The organism is Ochrobactrum quorumnocens (assembly GCF_002278035.1).
GTDB lineage: Bacteria > Pseudomonadota > Alphaproteobacteria > Rhizobiales > Rhizobiaceae > Brucella > Brucella quorumnocens.
This window is the reverse complement of the sequence record NZ_CP022605.1, coordinates 328,044-347,345: the sequence shown is the minus strand read 5'-3', so window position 1 is coordinate 347,345 and position 19,302 is coordinate 328,044. Positions and strand designations below refer to the sequence as shown.

Genomic DNA, 19,302 nt, shown 5'->3' with positions numbered 1-19,302 from the left:
CGAAAACCGCTTCAGGCTCTTTGGGATGCGCTCTTCGGGGAACGAACAATGAAAAACTATTCGATTGCACTTATCCCGGGTGACGGCATCGGTAAGAATGTTACCGATGCAACGTGGCAGGTTCTGCAACAAGCAGCGAAGCGCGATGGATTTTTGCTGGAAGGCACAAGTTTCCCCTGGTCCTGCGAATATTATCGTGAAACTGGGGCCATGATGCCAGAAGATGGTATCGAGACGCTGCGTAAGTTCGATGCGATATATCTAGGTGCCGTTGGCTGGCCTGCGAAAGTGCCGGATTCTGTGTCTCTGCACGGACTGCTGCTGCCGATCCGTAAGGCGTTTGTGCAATATGCCAATATTCGTCCACATCGCTTGCTACCCGGGGTGACAGGCCCGCTGCGGTCTGAAGGCTTTGATATTCTTTGCATTCGTGAAAATACGGAAGGCGAATATTCGGGCGCTGGTGGACGGGTGCATTCGGGGACGAAAGATGAAGTGGCAGTCGAAACTGCGATTTTCACACGCACCGGCGTAGAGCGCATTATCCGCTTTGGCTTTGAACAGGCACGTGCGCGTCGTAAGAAACTGGCATCAGTGACAAAATCCAATGCTCAGAAATATTCCATGGTTTTCTGGGACGAGGTGACGAAGGATGTCGCCAAGGAATATCCCGATGTGGAAGTCTCGCACTACCATATTGACGCCATGGCGGCTCGCTTGGTTATGGCACCGGAAAGCCTCGATGTGATCGTAGCTTCCAACCTCTTTGGCGATATTTTGACTGATTTGGGAGCCGCCATTCAGGGCGGTCTTGGCTATGCGGCGTCTGCCAACATTAATCCCGATCGCTCAGCACCTTCCATGTTTGAGCCGGTTCATGGCTCTGCGCCTGACATTGCGCATCTAGGCATTGCCAATCCGATTGCCGCGATCTGGTCGGGCGCGATGATGCTTGAGCATCTTGGCGAGTATCAGGCTGCAAAAGATGTGATGGCTGCAATTGAAACAGCGACGGCTCAGGGTATCGGAACTGTCGCTCGCAAAGACAAGACGGATGCGATTACGCAGGCCGTGCTTTCAGCTCTGGTATAAGAGGTCGTCATGCACACTTTAAAAGATCAATCGCTTTTTCGCCAACAGGGTCTCATTGGTGGCATCTGGCAGGAGGCAGCGTCCGGCGCGACTGTTGATGTTACCAATCCTGCAAGCCTAAGCACTTTGGGCACGATCCCAGATATGAGTGGAAAGGAAACCCGCGCGGCAATCCATGCAGCTGCGGAAGCTTTCAAGTCTTGGAAAAAGAAAACCCACGCCGAACGTGCAGCTCTGCTCGAACGCTGGTTTGCGCTGATGATCGAGCATGAGCAGGATCTCGCTCTTCTGCTGACACTGGAGCAAGGAAAGCCGCTCAATGAAGCATTGGGCGAAATCCGCTATGGTGCGTCATTTGTTAAATGGTTCGCTGAAGAAGCGCGCCGCATTGATGGCGGCAGCATTCCTTCGCCAACGGCAGATCGTCGTATTCTAGTGTTGAAGGAAGCAGTCGGCGTTTGTGCGATCATCACACCATGGAATTTCCCGAATGCGATGATTACGCGAAAGGTAGCACCTGCATTGGCTGCTGGCTGCACGGTTGTCATCAAGCCTTCGGAGTTCACGCCATTTTCAGCACTCGCACTTGCCGTTCTCGCTGAGCGGGCAGGGATTCCTGCTGGTGTCATCAACATCGTTACCGGCATGCCGAGTGAAATTGGCAATGAGCTGATGGCCAATGAAACCGTGCGTAAAATCTCATTCACGGGTTCGACGCGTGTTGGTTCGCTGTTAATGAAGGGGGGCGCCGATAGCATCAAGCGTTTGAGCCTCGAATTGGGCGGTAATGCGCCGTTTATCGTTTTTGACGATGCTGATCTCGATCAGGCTGTGGAAGGTGCTATTGCCTCAAAATTCCGCAATGGTGGTCAGACCTGCGTTTGCTCAAATCGCATTCTGGTGCAGGCAGGCATTTACGATACTTTTGCAGCTAAGCTTTCAGCACGCGTTGCGAAAATGAAAGTCGGTATTGGTACGGAAGACGGTGTTGCGATTGGTCCCATGATCAATCACACGGCGATTGAAAAGATCGAACGACATGTGAGTGATGCTCTTGGACGCGGTGCAAAAATTCTTGCACAAAGCGAAAGCATACCGGAAGGCCGTCAATATGCACGTCCGATTGTGCTGGGTGACGCCACAACCGATATGCTGCTTGCATCGGAAGAAACCTTCGGGCCTGTCGCGCCGCTTTTCCGATTTGAGACGGAAGAGGAAGCAATTGAAATTGCCAATGGAACGCCATTTGGTCTGGCTGCATATTTCTTTACCGAGAACCTAAAACGCTCATGGCGTGTTGCGGAAGCGCTGGAGTTCGGCATGGTTGGCCTGAACACAGGACTCATTTCGACCGAAGTTGCACCGTTTGGCGGTGTGAAACAGTCGGGGCTTGGTCGCGAAGGCTCAAAAATGGGTATCGAGGAATATCTGGAAGTTAAAACGTTGCATGTCGGCGGACTTTAAACAACGAGAAAAGGGCGGTTAAACCGCCCTTTTTGCTTCTCAAGTTACTGAAACTTATCGAGCATTTTGTAATAGAAGCCGACCAGTGGCAGAAACCACGGTTTGCCGGAGTAGCCTGGAATGGTTGGCCATTCGAGGCCGGAAATAGGATTCTTGTCGCCTCGTCCAAGGATAGCATCGGCCAGATAAATTCCCATCTGTGTAGACATCTGTGCGCCGTGGCCGGAATAGCCCATCGCATACCAGACACCATCCGCAAAACCTGCGCGCGGATAGCGGTCCTGAGTCATGTCGACGAGACCGCCCCAGCAATAATCAATTTCCACATTGGCGAGATGCGGAAAAATCTTGACGAGGCTTTCGCGCAAAATTGCACCACTTTTGCTATCTGAGCGCTGGTCGGAAGTGGTTGAGAAACGTGCGCGACCGCCGAAAATCATACGATTATCGGGTGCAAGGCGGAAGTAATTACCGATATTCATCGACGTGACATAGGTGCGATTGCCGGGCATGGTCGCGGCAATTTCGCTTTGTGTCAGCGGCCGGGTTGCAATGATAAAACTGCCAACCGGGATGATACGCTTGCGGAAATAGGAAAAGCTGTCGGTCGTATAGGCGCCGGTTGCCAGAATGACATTGTCGGCAGTTACCGTGCCGCGCGATGTCACGATCTGGTGCTGGCTGCCAAGCTTTTTGCGCTCTTGAACCGTTGTGTGTTCAAAAATGATTGCACTATGACGCGCTGCTGCCGCCGCCAAGCCAGTCACATAGCGCCCCATATGCATCATGGCGCTTTTCTTGGAAAGCATGGCACCGTGAAAATCATTTGAGCCGACTTCGCCTGAAAGCTGATCGCGGCGCAGTAAGACAATGTCAGGATCGACTTCCGCGTGAATGGCTTCAAAATTGCTCGCAAGATCATCATAATGTGCAGGCTTTGAAGCAAGTTTCAATTTGCCAGCGCGCCGGAAAGAGCAATCGATATTTTCTTCGGCGACGATACCTTCGATAGTATCCACGGAATCGTCGAAGGCTTTGTAAAGAGCCTTGGCGCGTTCTGCGCCAAGGTGTTGTTTTGCCGCGATAAAGCTATGCGCTAGGCCGTTGTTGAGATGCCCGCCATTGCGTCCTGAAGCGCCGGAGCCGACAAGCCCAGTTTCAAAGACCGCGACGCGGCTGCCTGCTTTGGCAAGATGCAATGCAGCCGAAACTCCGGTGAAACCACCGCCGATAATGGCAACATCATAATGCCCTTCTGGCGGGTTCTTCTCGCCAGCTGTGAATGGCGGTGTCGTATCGTGCCAGTAGGGTTTAAATTGCATCTTGCTAAACCTTATTTACAGTCCAACGACACCGGCGAGACCGGAAATATCCTTGATTTCGGTATAGCCGTAATAAGGATTTGCTGGCTCATGTCCGCGATTGACCCAAACCTTGTTTTTGATGCCAAGATCATGTGCTGACATCAGGTCGTAGCGGAACGATGACGAGACATGCAGTATGTCTGCCGGGTTGGCGTTGAGCTGGTCGAGCATGTATTCAAACGCCTTGAAGCGTGGCTTGTAAGCCTGTGCCTGCTGTGCTGTGTAAACAGCATGGAATGGCGCGCCGAGCTTATCGACATTGTGGTGGATCTGCTCGTTCATCGCGTTTGAAAGAATGACGAGCGGGATTTCTTTAGCAACTTTGGAAAGACCAGCTGGCACGTCCGCATGCGGGCCCCAAGTTGGAACCCGTTCATAGACGGTGCGCGCGTCTTCTGCTTTGAAGGTGATATTGTTCTTCTTGCAGGTGCGTTCAATCGCATTATGAACGACTTCATTATAGGGCTTCCAATTGCCCAGGATTTCATCAAGACGATAGGCCGCAAAATTCTTGATGAACTGCTGCATCTTCTCTTCATCAAGCTGTTCGCAATAAAGCTCGCGTGCAGCTTCTGCCATCTGAAAGTTGGTCAGTGTGCCGTAGCAATCAAAGGTGATGTATTTTGGTCTGAACTGGGCCATGATTTGATCCTTACGAGGCTTGCGGGCACTACTGCGCCGTTGTCATACATCATAATGAGCGGCGAATAGACTAATCACTGCATTCATGTAGGTACGAAGCAGATTGTTTCGTATCTGGCCAGAGCTATGGCAGAGTGTTGCGTAAAGCTGATTGATCGACTGGCTCTAGAGCCGAATTTTTAAATGATAACGGGCCCACGGGGATGGTATCGCGGCATAAGATGCGGCGGGGGCCTACAAGGAAAGTGAAAACGCATCGCATTTGGATGTTGGTCGGGATGAACTGCTGCGCATGGCATTTTAATTTGAAGGCAAGAAGAACTTTGCCGGATAAACACTATGACCATGTCGCAAATCATACTTGAAACGATGACGCCGGATCATCTTGATGGCGCTGTTGTGCTGTCAAAGCAGGCAGGGTGGCCGCATCGTCGTGACGATTGGGCATTGGTGCTGGCGCTGAGTAATGGTTTTGTAGCTCTTGAAGACGGACTGGTTGTCGGAACTGCCATGGCAACGCCATTGGGGGATGATGTTGCAACTATCAATATGGTTATTGTCGATGAAGCGATGCGCGGGCGCGGGCTTGGACGCAAATTGATGCAGGCGGCGCTTGATGCTGCAAGCGGGCGCACATGCCTGCTTGTTGCCACGCAAGATGGCTTGCCGCTTTATGAAAAGCTTGGTTTTGTGGCAAATGGTGAAATCATTCAACATCAAGGTGTTATTGAAAAAGTTGACTCGCCGGAACATGTCGTTTGGGCTCGTGCTGACGATTTCCCGCGTCTCGTTTCGCTGGATCATCAAGCCACAGGAATTGATCGTGCGACGCTTATGCAGCTTTTGAGTAAGTGCGCGAAGTTTGCCGTTATTCAAAAGGCTGATCAGATTGAAGCATTCGCAGCTATTCGTGAGTTTGGCCGCGGGCAGGTCATTGGGCCAATTGTTGCAAAGAACGATGATGACGCGCGTTCGCTGATCGATTTTCTGCTCTCCGATTGTATTGGCCAGTTTGTCCGCATCGATACGAGTATCTCAACAGATCTGGGCATCTGGCTCACAGAGCGCGGACTTGTTCATGTTGGAGGCGGGATCACGATGCGCCGTGCGGAGCGCACCAATGAAGAACATCGCGATACGGGCTATCGCACATATGCGCTTGTAAATCAGGCTTTAGGTTGATTTGGAGAATATTATGCTGAGCAATTCGCTGATCGAACTTGATCGCGCCCATCTGGTGCATCCGGTCTCATCATTCCGCAGTCATGAAGCCGCAGGTGTGCGTGTCCTGAAGTCGGGCAAGGGCGCGACTCTGACCGACGCATCCGGCCATAAACTGCTGGACGGTTTTGCGGGCCTTTGGTGTGTCAATGTTGGCTACGGCCAGGACAGTATCGTCGAAGCGGCCACAAAGCAGTTGCAAGAGCTTCCCTATGCAACCGGCTATTTCGGCCTTGGTTCAGAATCTGCCATTCGTCTGGCCGCTGAACTCGCAGATCGTGCGCCGGGTGATCTTAATCACGTCTATTTCACGCTTGGCGGTTCCGATGCGATCGATAGTACAATCCGTTTCATTCGCTATTACTATCATGCCAAGGGCACCCCGCAGAAAGACCAGTTCATTTCGGTGGAATATGGTTATCACGGCTCTTCGGCTGCGGGTTCCGGTCTGACAGCTCTTCCAGTATTTCATGCGGGCTTTGGTGTGCCTTATGACTGGCAACATAAAATTCCATCGCATTATGCTTATCGAAATCCGGTGGGCTCTGATCCGCAAGCAATCATCGATGCATCGGTTGCAGCGCTTCGTGCCAAGATCGAAGAGTTGGGCGCAGAGCGCGTAGCAGCATTTTATGTTGAGCCCATCCAGGGATCGGGTGGGGTACTCGTACCGCCGACTGGCTGGCTCAGTGCAATGCATGCGCTTTGCAAGAAATATGATGTTCTATTCATCGCCGATGAAGTGATCACCGGGTTTGGACGAACAGGCCCACTATTTGCCTGTTCGGAAGATGATGTTGTGCCGGATTTCATCACGACCGCTAAGGGTCTGACATCGGGCTATGTACCGATGGGCGCCGTGTTTATGTGTGAGCATGTCTACAACACCATTGCTGATGGTGCAGGCAAGGCGGCAGTCGGCCACGGCTATACTTATTCTGCGCATCCCGTCAGCGCAGCGGTTGGCCTTGAATGCCTGCGCCTTTATGAAAATGGTCTGCTAGAAAATGGTCGTAAAGCTGGTCAGCGCCTCCTGGCAGGGCTGCAATCACTTGCTGATCATCCGCTAGTCGGCGATGTGCGTGGTCGCGGTATGTTGGCTGCAATTGAGCTTGTAACTGACAAGGAAAGCAAGACACCACTTCCTGCTGCGGCTGATCCGGCACGCCGCATCTTCGACCGTGCATGGGATAACGGCTTGGTAATCCGTGCTTTTGCGAATGGTGTTCTTGGTTATGCCCCACCTCTTTGCTGCACCGACGAAGATGTGGACGCGATTATCGAACGCACGCGCAAGACACTTGATCAGACGCTTGCTGATGAAGACGTGCGTGCGGCGATGAAGGGCTAAGTTTGACGAACAGCAGCAGAATTGCGCGCAGGAATTTCGTAAACTCATAAGATTCGCAATATTATGCTGCTGCTCTTCACCAATTCAGCGCAATTTACGTGCATCGCCATAACAAACTGTCATGGCCACCAAAGGTGAGGATTCAAGGCAAATCCACCGGATTAAATTGGGATCTCGAATAAATGCCCGCCATGTAATGGGTCAAATCGCTCTCCCCAAGCCTGTTTCGGCTCACATTGCAACGAGGTGTTGTTAATAACTGAATTTCTAAACTGCGGTGAAATCGGTGACTATAAACCGGCGCACCAGTTGCAACTTTAACAAGGGGAACTGCAATGAGCGAGAAGATAATCAACTGGACTTCTTCCGACGACCGGATGATTGAGAATGCAATTCGTCGCGGGGCAACCCGGCGTGAATTGTTGCAGATGATGCTGTTGGGTGGCGTCGCCGCTGCAGCCGGTACGACCATTCTTGGTCGTGCGACAGCTGCATATGCTGCCACACCTGTCAAAGGCGGTTTCATCAAGGCTGCTGGTTTCAGCGCCTCCACTGCCGATACCCTTGATCCGGCTAAAGCTTCCAACGCGACCGATTATGTGCGCTGCTGCGCATTCTATAATCGCCTGACATTTCTTGACGGTCAGGGTGAAACACAGATGGAACTAGCTGAAAGTGTGGAAAGCGTTGACGCCAAGGTCTGGACTGTCAAGCTTCGCAAGGGCGTGACTTTCCATGATGGCAAGTCGCTGACCGCGGATGACATCGTTTTCTCGCTTAATCGTCACCTTGATCCAGCTGTTGGGTCGAAAGTGAATGCGATCGCGAAGCAGATCACAGGTGTCAAGAAGATCGATGACACCACGGCTGAAATTACGCTGGAAAGCGCTAATGCAGACTTGCCAACCATTCTCGCGATGCATCATTTTATGATCGTTGCAGATGGCACTACCGATTTTTCCAAGGGCAATGGCACGGGACCATTCGTTTGTAAGGAATTCCAGCCAGGCGTCCGCTCGATGGCTGCGCGCAACGAAAACTACTGGAAGAACAACGGCCCACACCTCGACTCGTTTGAGTTCATTGCAATCTCTGATGAAAGCGCGCGTATGAATGCGGTGCTTTCCGGTGATATTCAGCTGGGTGCAAACCTTAATCCACGCTCGCTTCGCGTTCTGGAAAACAATCCGGCTGCGAAGCTTTTTATTTCCAAGCTTGGTACTTACACCAACCTTAATGTTCGTCTTGATCTGACGCCAGGCGATAAGGCTGGCGTTGCTGAGGCGCTGAAGTATCTGACCAATCGTGAAGTTATTCAGAAGTCGGTACTGCGTGGACTTGCAGAAATAGCAAACGATCATCCGGTTCCAACAACCAGCAAGTATCACAATGCAGAACTCAAGCAGCGTGAGTTTGATCCTGAACGTGCAAAATCATTGCTTGAAAAAGCCGGTATGCTTAATCAGGAAATCCGCATTACCGCCGCAGAAGCTGCATCTTCGTCGCTTGATTATGCCATGGTTCTTCAACAGGCTGCGTCCACAATTGGTCAGAAAGTCACCATTGATCGTGTCCCGTCTGATGGTTACTGGTCAAACCACTGGCTGAAAGATCCGGTCCATTACGGCAACATCAATGCACGTCCGACGCCGGATATCCTGTTCTCATTGCTCTATAAGACCGATGCACCTTGGAATGAAAGCAAGTATAAGTCGGATAAGTTCGACTCCATGCTGCTTGAAGCTCGCGGTTCGCTGGACGAAGCAAAACGCAAGGAAATCTATGGCGAAATGCAGGCCCTGGTATCCAACGAAGCTGGAACGGTCATTCCGGTCTTTATGTCTAATGTTGATGCGATTTCGCCAAAGCTGAATGGCCTTGAGCCAAACCCGCTTGGCGGCATGATGGGCTATACCTTCGCTGAACATGCCTGGCTGGAAGCCTGACCTTTGGTCAGGTAGCTTTGCTTTTCGGGTTCGGGCAAAACATTGGTTTTGCCCGAACTGATCGTTTCCCCCGATATTGGGTTGCGCATGACCATAAAATCGCCATTGTTGAACCTCGTCGCCAAACGCCTTGTTGTTGCAGTCGTTACGCTTTTGATTGTTGCATTTACGATCTTCTTTGCAACGGCGATGCTGCCCGGAGATGTGGCAGAAATCTTGCTCGGCCAGGCAGCAACGCCTGAGGCGGTTGCGGGGCTTCGCGAAGCGATGAACCTCGATCAACCTGCTTTCCTGCGCTTTTTGTATTGGCTGGGCAACCTGTTGCGCGGTGATCTTGGCGTGTCTTACGTCAATAATGTGCCGATTGCTGATCTTATCGGCAACCGGCTGGTGAACTCGTTGAAGCTTGCCGGTGTCACAGCCGCAATCTCGGTGCCGGTTGCTTTGTTTCTCGGTATTACGGCGGCGATCATGCGCGGCACAATCTATGATCGTGTTGTATCCATCTTCACAATCTCGGTAATTTCGGTGCCGGAATTCATGGTAGCGACGATCGCTGTGCTGGTGTTCGCGGTTTATCTTGGCTGGTTTCCGGCACTTTCGATGGCCAATGAGGTGACATCTTTCCTCGGTCTTTTGAAAGTCTTTGCCATGCCGGTTATCACGCTGAGCTTTGTGATCTCGGCGCAGATGATCCGTATGACGCGAGCAGCCGTGCTTGAGACACTCAATACACCCTATGTTGAAATGGCCCTGCTCAAAGGCGCATCACGCCGCCGGATGGTGACGGTTCATGCGCTTCCCAATGCGCTCGGCCCCATTGTGAATGCGGTTGCACTCTCACTGTCGTATCTGCTGGGTGGAGTTATCATCGTAGAAACGATCTTCAATTATCCCGGGATAGCCAAACTAATGCTTGATGCGGTAGCAACACGCGATCTGCCTTTGATCCAGACTTGCGCGATGATCTTTTGTTTTGGCTATCTCCTGCTCATCACGATAGCGGATCTGATCGCTATTGTTTCCAACCCGAGGCTGCGATAATCATGACCGCTTCCGTTTCAAATCCGCGAAAGACCAAGTCTCCGCGCTTCGGCTATCGAGTTAATCTGGTTGGTACAGTTTCATTCCTGATTATCCTGTGCTGGGCATTGGTTGCAATTCTTGCTCCCTGGATTGCGCCGCATCCTGTTGGTGAAATTGTCGACTTTGATTTTTTTGGTCCATTGAGTGCGCAGTTTCCGTTGGGTACTGATTACCTGGGTCGCGATATGCTTTCGCGGATCATTTATGGTGCACGCTTCACGGTCGGTATTTCAATTGCTGCTGTTTTCCTGGCTTGCTTTCTTGGTGTTACGCTCGGCATGACCGCTGCCGTAATTGGTGGCTGGTTCGATTCCGCACTAAGCCGTTTTCTTGACGCCTTAACATCCATCCCAAGCAAAATTCTCGCACTGGTTATCGTAGCAGGTGTTGGCTCATCTATCCCGGTCCTGATCATCACTATGGCCGTCATCTATATACCCGGCAGTTATCGTTTTGCTCGCGCACTTGCTATCAACATCAATACGATGGATTACGTGACGGTTGCTCGCGCACGTGGTGAAAAGATCGGCTATCTCATCCGCTCGGAAATTTTGCCCGGCATCATTGGACCAGTGCTGGCCGATTTTGGTCTGCGTTTTGTGTTCATCGTGCTGCTATTGTCCAGCATGTCATTCCTCGGTCTGGGCGTGCAGCCACCATTTGCCGATTGGGGCGCTCTGGTTAAAGAAAACATCGGCGGGCTGTCCTTTGCAGCACCGGCTGTTGTGTTTCCGTCTATTGCCATTGCGAGCCTCACAATCAGCGTCAATTTGCTGATCGACAATCTACCGCAGAAGATCCGCGACAGGAGCGAATGAATGAGCAATCTTGTTGAGATCAACAACCTACGCGTCGATGCCAAAACGGATTCAGGACGCAAAATTGAAATCATTCGTGATGTCAGTTTTGAAATTGCTGAAGGTGAAATTGTAGCGCTTATTGGTGAAAGCGGTTCTGGCAAAACGACAATTGCGCTGAGTTTGATGGGCTATACGCGTCCGGGTTGCCGGATCGTCGGTGGTAGTATTGCTGTTGCCGGTCAGGATATTGTCATCCTATCGGAGCGCAAACGTTCGAAGAAGCGTGGTACAGAAGTTTCCTATGTGCCGCAAAGTGCGGCGGCATCTTTTAATCCAGCGCATCGCATCATGGATCAGGTCATTGAGGTGACAAAGATCCACAAGCTGATGTCGAAGGAAGAAGCGCGTAAAAAGGCTGTTGAACTGTTTAAGGCATTGGCCTTGCCCAATCCTAAAACGATTGGTGATCGCTATCCGCATCAGGTTTCCGGTGGACAGTTGCAGCGCCTCTCAGCGGCGATGGCCCTTATTGGTGATCCCAAGCTTGTAATATTTGATGAGCCAACGACAGCCCTTGATGTGACAACGCAGATTGAGGTGCTGCGTGCTTTCAAATCGGTGATGAAAAAGAAGCATATCGCTGGCGTTTATGTTTCTCATGACCTGGCAGTCGTTGCGCAGATTGCAGATCGTATTGTCGTGCTCAAAGGCGGCGAAGTGCAGGAAGTGGGCTCTACGCAGTATATTCTGCATCATCCCCAGCATCCCTATACGCAGGAATTGCTTGCTGCCTTTGAGCCCGCTTTACATGTGAAACCTGAAACTGTCGCAGTTGAAAAGCCTGTGCCACTTCTCGTCGTTGATAAGGTGCTCGCCGGTTATGGCATGGTGGGTAAGTCTGGCGAACCAGCGATGATTGCGGTCAACAATGTCAGCCTCGAGTTGTCACGAGGACAGAACCTGGGCATCATCGGAGAGTCAGGTTGTGGCAAGTCCACGCTTGCGCGTGTTATTGCGGGTATTCTGCCTGCCGCGAGCGGTAAGATACTATTTGAAGGCAAGGAAATGCAAAGCGATCTGCGTCATCGCAGTCGTGAGCAACTGCGCGAATTGCAAATTGTCTTCCAGTTTGCTGATACGGCCCTCAATCCGGCCAAATCGATTGCAGATATACTGGCGCGCCCGCTTCGCTTTTATCACGGTATGAACGGCAAAAGCCGTGAAGCCCGGATCGACCAGCTTCTTGATATGGTGCGTCTGCCGCGCAACATGCGTTATCGCAGACCCGGTGAACTATCGGGCGGTCAGAAACAGCGTATCAATCTGGCGCGCGCTCTCGCTGCAGATCCTAAGATGATAATCTGCGATGAGATTACATCGGCGCTCGATACGGTGGTCGCTGCTTCCATTATTGATTTACTGAAAGAACTGCAACGCGAATTGTCGTTGTCCTATCTCTTTATCAGCCACGATCTCTCGACGGTCCGCGCAATCTGTGATGAAGTTGTTGTGATGTATGCAGGTAAAAAGGTTGAGCAATTAAGCCCCAATATGATGGGCAGTACCGCCAGCCATCCTTATTCGCGGCTTCTGTTCTCGTCGGTGCCAAAACTCGATACCCGCTGGCTCGATAGCTTGCAACAAGACCCAGAACTGGTCCGTGACTTCACCAGAAGATGAGTTAGGCCGTAGACTCATATGTGGACGGCTCCCGCTTGCAAGTGTTTTTGCAGATATTTTTGATCGGATCGCTTGCTTTCATATGTGCGGCCTTTCAGCGTGGCTTGATGACCACTGGCCAAGATGATTTCCGCAACGTGGGTTCCTAACATAACGGCGACCTTCGGTGGCCAATGAGTCTAACGGAGTTTCACACGACTTGGATCGTCCGATCGCATCATCTGCTTTTCTCTTGCAAGTTCAAAGCATCAGCTCAACACGATAGCATTTTGTCTCCGTTCACCGTGATGGCCAATCTCTTTTGTTGCCTGTGTCTGTCTTTCTCCCTGCCGGTACGTCTCGCCGTTCACCATAAGCTTCCACGCAATACGAGCGATCTTGTTGGCGAGAGCCACGGCAACCAGTTTTGGTCTCTTTCGCTGCAGAAGCCCGAGGAGCCAGAGCGAGGCATGCCTACTTCGACCCGTTCTGATCTGCTGGAGAAGGGCTGTCGCGCCAACAACCAATACGCTTCGCAACAATTCATCGCCAGCGCGGGTGATGACACCAAGCTTGACTCCGGCTGTCGAATGATCTTTCGGTGTCAGGCCGATCCAGGCTGCGAAGTCCCGGCCCGATTTAAACATCCTCGGGTCCGGTGTCTTCATCAACAGAAGTGACGCTCCAATCGGGCCGACGCCGGGGATTTCGGCCAGACGTTTGCTGCAATCGTCAGCACGATGCAGCCTCATCAGCTTTTCATCGATCGCTTTGATCTGAGAAAGTAATTCGCGGTACTCCTCGCCATGCATGGCGAAGAGTTCTTGAGTCAGTTCGGGCAATTTATGATCGGCGGCGATCTGCTCCAACAGCGGTTCGATCTTGCACATGCCCTTGGCGGAGATGATACCAAACTCCATCGCGAAACCGCGAATGGCATTGGCCAGTTGGGTGCGATTGTGAAGCAATCGTTGCCTGACCCCAATCAGCATCAAGGCTGCTTGCTGGTCAGCTGTCTTTACCGGAGCGAAGCGCATAGTCGGGCGGCTCATCGCCTCACACAATGCTTCGGCATCTGCAGCGTCGTTCTTGCCGCGTTTGACATACGGCTTGGCCAGTTGCCGAGCAATCAGCTTCACGTTGTGACCCAACGATCCCAACAATCGGGCCCAGTGATGCGAACCACCGCATGCCTCAACTGCAATGGTTGTCGGCGGTGTCTTCTCGAAGAACTTCATCATTTCCTTACGCGAGAGCTTCTTGCGCAAGATTGGTTCCTCGGCTGCGTTCACGCCATGTAACTGGAAAACGCTCTTTGACGTATCCATACCAATGCCAATCATCTGTTCCACGGGCGGTCTCCCTCGATTGGGATTTCAACGAACTCATTCTGGCACATTTGATGCCGTTGGGAGCCGTCCACCTCAACATAACGATCTGATCCAAATTCTTGCCGCTGCCAGTTTGACGGCGGCCCGGAAGTTCATCGGTACTTTGTCGTAACGGGTGGCAATCCCTCTAAACTGTTTGAGTTTATTGAAGAAACGCTCAACGAGATTGCGCTGTCCGTAAACCCATTGGCTGAAAGGGAAGCTTCCCTTCCGATTGCTCTTGGCCGGAATATTGGCCCATGCCTGCCGTTGCTTTGCAAATGCTCGTATAGCGTTGGTATCGTAGGCCTTGTCCGCCAGCAGGATCGCACCCTTGGAGATTGTCTGTAACAATGGTTCCGCCATGCGGCCACCATGGGCTTGGCCAGCTGTGAGCGCGAGACGGATCGGTCGACCATCGGCATCGACAACTGCATGGATTTTGATGGTCGGGCCGCCACGGGAACGTCCCATGCAGCCATCGTCTTGATCCCCCTTTTTCCGTCGCCGCATGTTGATGAACACGGACACAGGAGCTGTCGATCATGACGATATCGCCATCGAAAGCTTTGGAAATCTCGTCCAGAACATGATCCCAGACACCCGCCTTGCGCCATAGCACGAACCGGTTGTAGCAAGTGGTATATGGACAATACCGACCGGGAAGGTCTGCCCATGGCGAGCCTGTCCGGAACCGCCATAAGATGCCGTTGATCGCTCGACGGTCATCAATCCGTGGCACTCCACGCGGCTTGTTCGGCAGTAGCGGCTGGATTATACCCCACTCGAAATCGGTCAGATCAAAACGCCGACGGGTCATAAATTGCCTCCTTCAAATAAAGGCCCTTGAATCATGAACTGTGCGTAGGAGAAAGTGATTTTGAGCGGCTTGGAATCGCGCTCGTGTATAAGACAGAAAGGCTTGAGGACTAATGGCTGAAGTGCACCGAACTGCTGCATCCCTCCGCTTTCACGGGGACGATCTCGATCCAGAAGAGATATCGCGCATTCTTGGGGTGCAGCCGACGAAGGGCGTGAAAAAAGGCGGCACTTGGACTACACCTAAAGGGAAAGAAATTGTGGCTTGGAGCGGCTACTGGATGCTGTCCGCACCCGATGAAAGTCCTGGCGAACTCGACAAGCAGGTTGCCACACTCTTTGCCGCCTTGAGCACGGATTTGGAGGCGTGGAGAGCATTATCCTTACGCTTCCGGGGAAACATATTCGTAGGCCTGTTCCTCTCAGGCTTTAATGAGGGCCAAAGCCTTTCTCCAACGACAATCTGCGCGATCGGACGGCGTGGATTGGTGCTTGACCTCGACATCTACAGCGGTGACCACTTGGACGAAGAAGTCGTCTGAAGCCATCTTTTATGAGTTTACGACTTAGTACTCTAAAGCTTGGATTGCCGACAGGGAAGACATAACGGATTCTTTAACTCTTCATAAGCAGGAAGCCATTGAAAAGTACTTTAAAAGGTACTATTAATAGCATCTAACAAGAGGCAGAAGGCTGGCAAAATGGTTCACATTGTCCTTTCCGAAGTTACAGCGAGCGTATCGGAGCTCAAGAAAAACCCCATGGGAACAGTTCGGGCTGGTGAAGGCGCAGCCGTTGCCATCTTAAACCGCAATGAGCCAGCATTTTACTGCGTGCCGGCAAGTGTTTATGAAGTGATGCTGGAGCGGCTTGAAGATGCGGCTCTCAGCAAGCTGACTGACGAGCGCGTAGCTGATTTAGGCAAAACGTTCAAAGCAAAAATCGAAGACGGCGACATTGTCTTCGATGACTGAATATTCTCTTGAATTTCACAAGGCTGCCCGGAAGGAATGGTCGAAGCTGGACGCCAATACCCGTAAGCAATTTGCCGCCAAGCTACAGCAAAGACTAAGTAATCCGCATGTTCCCGGAGATCGTCTGAGCGGGAGCAGGGAGCGTTATAAAATTAAGCTTCGTAGTATTGGTTACAGACTTGTATATGAAGTGCTGGACGGCAGGTTGATCGTGCTGGTTCTCGCCGTCGGACGCCGGGACAAATCTGATGTCTACGAGCGCGCGCATATGCGTTAAGGCTCTCGAAAGAATGGGTTCTCCGCCCAGTCCACGTGAAGTCTCAAAATGGCATTGTTTTACCGGTGCTTTAGCTGTCAGATTCCTTGCAGTCGATTTTTGCCAGGTCTGCGGCCATTTCTAACTGGAACCATTCACATATTTCGTGGGTCCCGGGTGGGACGGTCCTGTTTCTGGGAACAATCAGGCGGTGAATTCGACCGGTCTCGCGTCGCTTATCGGACGCAATAACCAGAGTTTTGTCATGTAAAGCGCTGGCTATCACGCTAACCCAGCCGAGAGCGAGACCTTTGCCCTGGGTTGCTGCCTGCAGAATCACCGCATAATCCGAAAATTCATTCCATGTGCCGACTTCGCCAGTTTCAACAATTTGTTCGCTCAGAAAGGGCTTCCACTGCGCCCTACTGTGATCTGTAAGGTGCAAAAACACCTGATGAGGCAGGCATGCCGGACGGTCTACTGACCCATTACGCGCGAGGTACTGGGGGCTACAGACTGGCATAATGATCTCTGGCGCGAAATCCCAGATAGCGTAGCGGGGATCGTTGTCGTCCACTATGCGAGTTGCAATATCGACGTCGCCCGTAACCTCCTGCATTACGCCTGAAATCAGTTCAAAGCGGAGATTAACGTCAGGAAAAGCTTCATTAAAATCGCCCAGTCTGGGGATCAGCCAGTGGGTCGCAAACGAACTGGACATGGACATTGTGATCGTGCGCTTCCCCGCATTTTCGCGGATATTCTTTATCGTTTTGCTCACTGCCGTCATGCTTTCCCGCACCGACGCGACGAGGTGATTTCCTGCGGCAGAAATGATCAGTCCTTTTGAATGGCGCTGAAACAGCTGGAAACCCAGTTCATCCTCGAGCTGTGCGATGCATCGGCTAATCGAGGGCTGTGTAACATTGAACTCCGTGGCCGCACCCGTAAAGCTGCCATGGCGGGCGGCTGCCTCAAAAACTAGAAGCGCTCGCGGCGAAGGGATCCTGCGTGAGAGATGCTCTGTCATACGCTTAGTGTATAGCAAGCATACGTTTTTTGAACCTACAAATTATTCTCTTTCTGCAGGCTAATAGCGGCAGGCAAGCTCCCTGGAGGTATGTACCCAACAGCAGGTCAAAACGGTTGTGAAACCGCCGCGATCCTACCGGAGTTGCCAGCAACGTTTATGGAGCAGCTTCGTGAGTATGATATCGATCGCTAAACCTGGCAGTGAGAAAGCAGTTAGCGGTGATCCGCTTTTGCAACCATTTCAGCTGAAGCACTTGCTGTTGAAGAATCGGATCATCAGCACTTCTCATGCGTCAATGCTCGATGATGGGGGCATGCCGCTTGAACGCTACCAGCGTTATCATGAAGAGAAAGCCAAGGGCGGCCTGGCTATGACAATGATTGGTGGCTCCGCCATGTCGTCACGTGATTCAAGCTGGGGCGGTGGACAACTCAATTTAAGCTCCGACGCCATTGTTCCACATCTGACTGCGATGGCCGAGCGTATTCATAAGCACGACTGTGCGGTCATCTCGCAAGTTTCGCATCTCGGCAGGCGCGCAACGGCCTTTTCAAGTTCGTGGTTGCCAGTGGTTGCTCCATCGCGCGTTCGCGAGACGCGCAACCGAAATTTTCCGCGCGAAATGGATCATTACGACATTGCGCGGATCGTAACGGATTATGCAAAGGCGGCGCGCCGCTGCAGGGACGCCGGACTTGATGGGATTGAAACCGTCACTGGTGGACATCTGATCGGGCAATTCCTTTCTCCTCTGACCAACAGGCGCACGGATGAGTTTGGCGGTTCTTTACGCAATCGAGCGCGCTTTGGCCTCCTGGTGCACGAAGCCATTCGTAAGGAGGTCGGGGACCGCTTCATTGTTGGTATAAGGTTGGTCATCGACGAAGGTGGAGACGGTGGCTTGAGTGCGGAAGAATGTGCCGAAATTGCCGGGATTTTTCAATCGGAAGGGACAATCGACTACTTTAATAGCATCTATGGGCGCATGGATTCCGATCTACTCCTTTCAGAACATAATATGCCGGGCCTCTTTCAAAAAAGTGCTCCGTTTCTTAAAGAGGTTGAAGTTTTTCGTCAGGCAGTAAAACTCCCGCTCATCCACGCAGCTGGTGTACGGGACGTGGCGACGGCTCGTTATGCAATTCGTGAAAACATCGTCGATCTTATTGGAATGACGCGGGCTCATATCGCCGATCCGCAGATTGTCAATAAAATCATGCGGGGAGAGGAGGAGCGTATCCGTCCCTGTGTGGGTGCATCTTATTGTCTCTATAAAAAGGTGCATTGCGTACATAATCCATCGAGCGGCCGCGAGACTGTCTTGCCACATCAACTGACAAAAGCGGCCCCCTCCCGGAAAGTCGTTGTGGTCGGTGGCGGGCCGGCTGGTCTGGAAGCTGCTCGTGTGAGTGCGGAACGCGGGCATAACGTTGTTCTTTTCGAAGCAGCGGCTGAGTTGGGCGGCCAAATACGTATTGCGGCCACACCAAAGCAACGCCGTGATCTCCTGGGAATTGTCGATTGGCGAATGGAGGAAATTGATCGACTGGGTGTCGATGTCCGTCTGAACGCATATGTCGACGAAACTGATGTTCTAGCTGAACAGCCCGATGTGATCATTGTGGCAACCGGCGGGCTTCCGGATCTGGAGTTTATTGATGGCGGTGAACTGTGCACCAGTGTTTGGGATATTCTCACCAATGCCGTTCCGGCTCACGAAGATATCTTGATCTTCGACGGAACCGGTCGCCAGAGTGCGGCGTCATGCGCTTTGGAACTTACTACGAGAGGTAAGAAAATTCACTATGCGATGCTGGACGAAATGTTGGCTTTTGAAATGTCTTACACCGACAAATCTGGCTTCCGAAAAAAGTTTGCCGAACTAAATATTCCGAGAACCGTTGATGTCCGACTTATCAAGGTGGAGAGGAAAGATAACGGGTTGCAAGCTTATTTCCAAAATGAGCTGACGGGTGAGATCACGACACGTTTGGCGAGCCAAGTCATTGTCGATAACGGCACAATCCCACTCGCCGATATTTTTTTTGCCTTAAGAGAAAATGCAGCCAATCTCGGTGAAACACATTTCGAACCACCTGAAGCCATAGACACGAGCCCAGCACGTGGTGGCTTTGAAATTCATCGCATCGGCGACGCTATCGCCAGTCGAGACATTTACTCGGCCATTCAGGATGCGTTCCGCCTTTGCAGCATAATCTGATAAC

17 protein-coding genes and 1 pseudogene are annotated in these 19,302 nt (G+C 51.9%); 12 read left to right on the top strand and 6 right to left on the bottom strand.

Annotated features, from left to right (window positions below; translation table 11 throughout):
• Positions 1 to 48: 48 nt before the first annotated feature.
• Together CES85_RS23690 and CES85_RS23685 are read left to right on the top strand one after the other, a co-directional pair.
• Positions 49 to 1,092 carry a tartrate dehydrogenase gene (locus CES85_RS23690; protein ID WP_095448282.1) on the top strand — a complete coding sequence of 348 codons (1,044 nt, stop codon included), beginning with the start codon at positions 49 to 51 and terminating at the stop codon, positions 1,090 to 1,092.
• A 9-nt stretch (positions 1,093 to 1,101) separates the two neighbouring features.
• Entirely contained in the window at positions 1,102 to 2,556 is a 1,455-nt protein-coding gene (locus tag CES85_RS23685; RefSeq protein WP_095448281.1) for an NAD-dependent succinate-semialdehyde dehydrogenase, read from the top strand.
• Positions 2,557 to 2,600: 44 nt separating this feature from the next.
• Here the strand turns inward: CES85_RS23685 and CES85_RS23680 are convergent, their stop codons facing one another.
• Positions 2,601 to 3,878: an NAD(P)/FAD-dependent oxidoreductase gene (locus CES85_RS23680; protein WP_095448280.1), complete on the bottom strand. Its 1,278-nt coding sequence runs from the start codon at positions 3,876 to 3,878 to the stop codon at positions 2,601 to 2,603.
• A 15-nt stretch (positions 3,879 to 3,893) separates the two neighbouring features.
• Positions 3,894 to 4,562 (bottom strand): haloacid dehalogenase type II, encoded by a 669-nt coding sequence (locus CES85_RS23675; protein ID WP_095448279.1) that lies wholly within the window; start codon positions 4,560 to 4,562, stop codon positions 3,894 to 3,896.
• A gap of 339 nt (positions 4,563 to 4,901) precedes the next feature.
• Here CES85_RS23675 and CES85_RS23670 point away from each other — a divergent pair, with 339 nt between their 5' ends.
• The 6 genes from CES85_RS23670 to CES85_RS23645 all read left to right on the top strand — a co-directional run bounded on the left by CES85_RS23670 (position 4,902) and on the right by CES85_RS23645 (position 12,646).
• The gene (locus tag CES85_RS23670; RefSeq protein WP_095448278.1) at positions 4,902 to 5,744 is read left to right on the top strand and encodes a GNAT family N-acetyltransferase; all 843 of its coding nucleotides are present in this window, start codon (positions 4,902 to 4,904) and stop codon (positions 5,742 to 5,744) included.
• Positions 5,745 to 5,757: 13 nt separating this feature from the next.
• Positions 5,758 to 7,134: an aspartate aminotransferase family protein gene (locus CES85_RS23665; RefSeq protein WP_095448277.1), complete on the top strand. Its 1,377-nt coding sequence runs from the start codon at positions 5,758 to 5,760 to the stop codon at positions 7,132 to 7,134.
• Between the two features lie 335 nt (positions 7,135 to 7,469).
• A complete protein-coding gene (locus tag CES85_RS23660) occupies positions 7,470 to 9,080 on the top strand; it encodes an ABC transporter substrate-binding protein (protein ID WP_095448276.1) in 1,611 nt (536 codons plus the stop codon).
• An 87-nt stretch (positions 9,081 to 9,167) separates the two neighbouring features.
• Positions 9,168 to 10,124, top strand: a complete 957-nt coding sequence (locus CES85_RS23655) for an ABC transporter permease (RefSeq protein ID WP_404904598.1) — start codon at positions 9,168 to 9,170, stop codon at positions 10,122 to 10,124.
• A gap of 2 nt (positions 10,125 to 10,126) precedes the next feature.
• On the top strand, positions 10,127 to 10,984 hold the full coding sequence (locus tag CES85_RS23650) for an ABC transporter permease (protein WP_095448267.1): 858 nt from the start codon (positions 10,127 to 10,129) through the stop codon (positions 10,982 to 10,984).
• On the top strand, positions 10,985 to 12,646 hold the full coding sequence (locus CES85_RS23645; protein ID WP_095448266.1) for an ABC transporter ATP-binding protein: 1,662 nt from the start codon (positions 10,985 to 10,987) through the stop codon (positions 12,644 to 12,646).
• Between the two features lie 248 nt (positions 12,647 to 12,894).
• On the opposite strand, the gene CES85_RS23640 is transcribed toward CES85_RS23645, so the two are convergent.
• Together CES85_RS23640 and CES85_RS23635 are read right to left on the bottom strand one after the other, a co-directional pair.
• Positions 12,895 to 13,977, bottom strand: coding sequence for an IS110 family RNA-guided transposase (locus CES85_RS23640; protein ID WP_095448275.1), 1,083 nt, complete (start codon positions 13,975 to 13,977; stop codon positions 12,895 to 12,897).
• Between the two features lie 72 nt (positions 13,978 to 14,049).
• A protein-coding gene (locus CES85_RS23635) for an IS5 family transposase (RefSeq protein WP_095448274.1) occupies positions 14,050 to 14,815 on the bottom strand; the annotation gives its coding sequence in 2 pieces (ribosomal slippage) (positions 14,050 to 14,497 and positions 14,496 to 14,815; 768 coding nt in all).
• 112 nt (positions 14,816 to 14,927) lie between these two features.
• On the opposite strand from CES85_RS23635, the gene CES85_RS23630 reads away from it, so the two are divergent.
• From CES85_RS23630 to CES85_RS23620, 3 genes are all read left to right on the top strand, one after another.
• Complete coding sequence (locus CES85_RS23630; protein WP_095448273.1) at positions 14,928 to 15,356, top strand: DUF4279 domain-containing protein; 429 nt, start codon at positions 14,928 to 14,930, stop codon at positions 15,354 to 15,356.
• A 159-nt stretch (positions 15,357 to 15,515) separates the two neighbouring features.
• A complete protein-coding gene (locus tag CES85_RS23625) occupies positions 15,516 to 15,788 on the top strand; it encodes a type II toxin-antitoxin system Phd/YefM family antitoxin (RefSeq protein ID WP_095448272.1) in 273 nt (90 codons plus the stop codon).
• The gene (locus CES85_RS23620) at positions 15,781 to 16,065 is read left to right on the top strand and encodes a type II toxin-antitoxin system RelE family toxin (protein ID WP_095448271.1); all 285 of its coding nucleotides are present in this window, start codon (positions 15,781 to 15,783) and stop codon (positions 16,063 to 16,065) included. Before CES85_RS23625 ends, CES85_RS23620 begins: the two co-directional genes overlap by 8 nt.
• Positions 16,066 to 16,135: 70 nt before the next feature.
• On the opposite strand, the gene CES85_RS23615 is transcribed toward CES85_RS23620, so the two are convergent.
• Both CES85_RS23615 and CES85_RS28260 read right to left on the bottom strand, forming a co-directional pair.
• Positions 16,136 to 16,834 carry a LysR substrate-binding domain-containing protein gene (locus CES85_RS23615; RefSeq protein ID WP_244923368.1) on the bottom strand — a complete coding sequence of 233 codons (699 nt, stop codon included), beginning with the start codon at positions 16,832 to 16,834 and terminating at the stop codon, positions 16,136 to 16,138.
• A 42-nt stretch (positions 16,835 to 16,876) separates the two neighbouring features.
• Positions 16,877 to 17,074: pseudogene (locus tag CES85_RS28260) on the bottom strand (LysR family transcriptional regulator); the annotation flags it as partial.
• A gap of 178 nt (positions 17,075 to 17,252) precedes the next feature.
• Between CES85_RS28260 and CES85_RS23610 the strand changes: the two are divergent.
• Complete coding sequence (locus tag CES85_RS23610) at positions 17,253 to 19,298, top strand: NADH:flavin oxidoreductase (RefSeq protein ID WP_095448269.1); 2,046 nt, start codon at positions 17,253 to 17,255, stop codon at positions 19,296 to 19,298.
• Positions 19,299 to 19,302 lie beyond the last annotated feature (4 nt).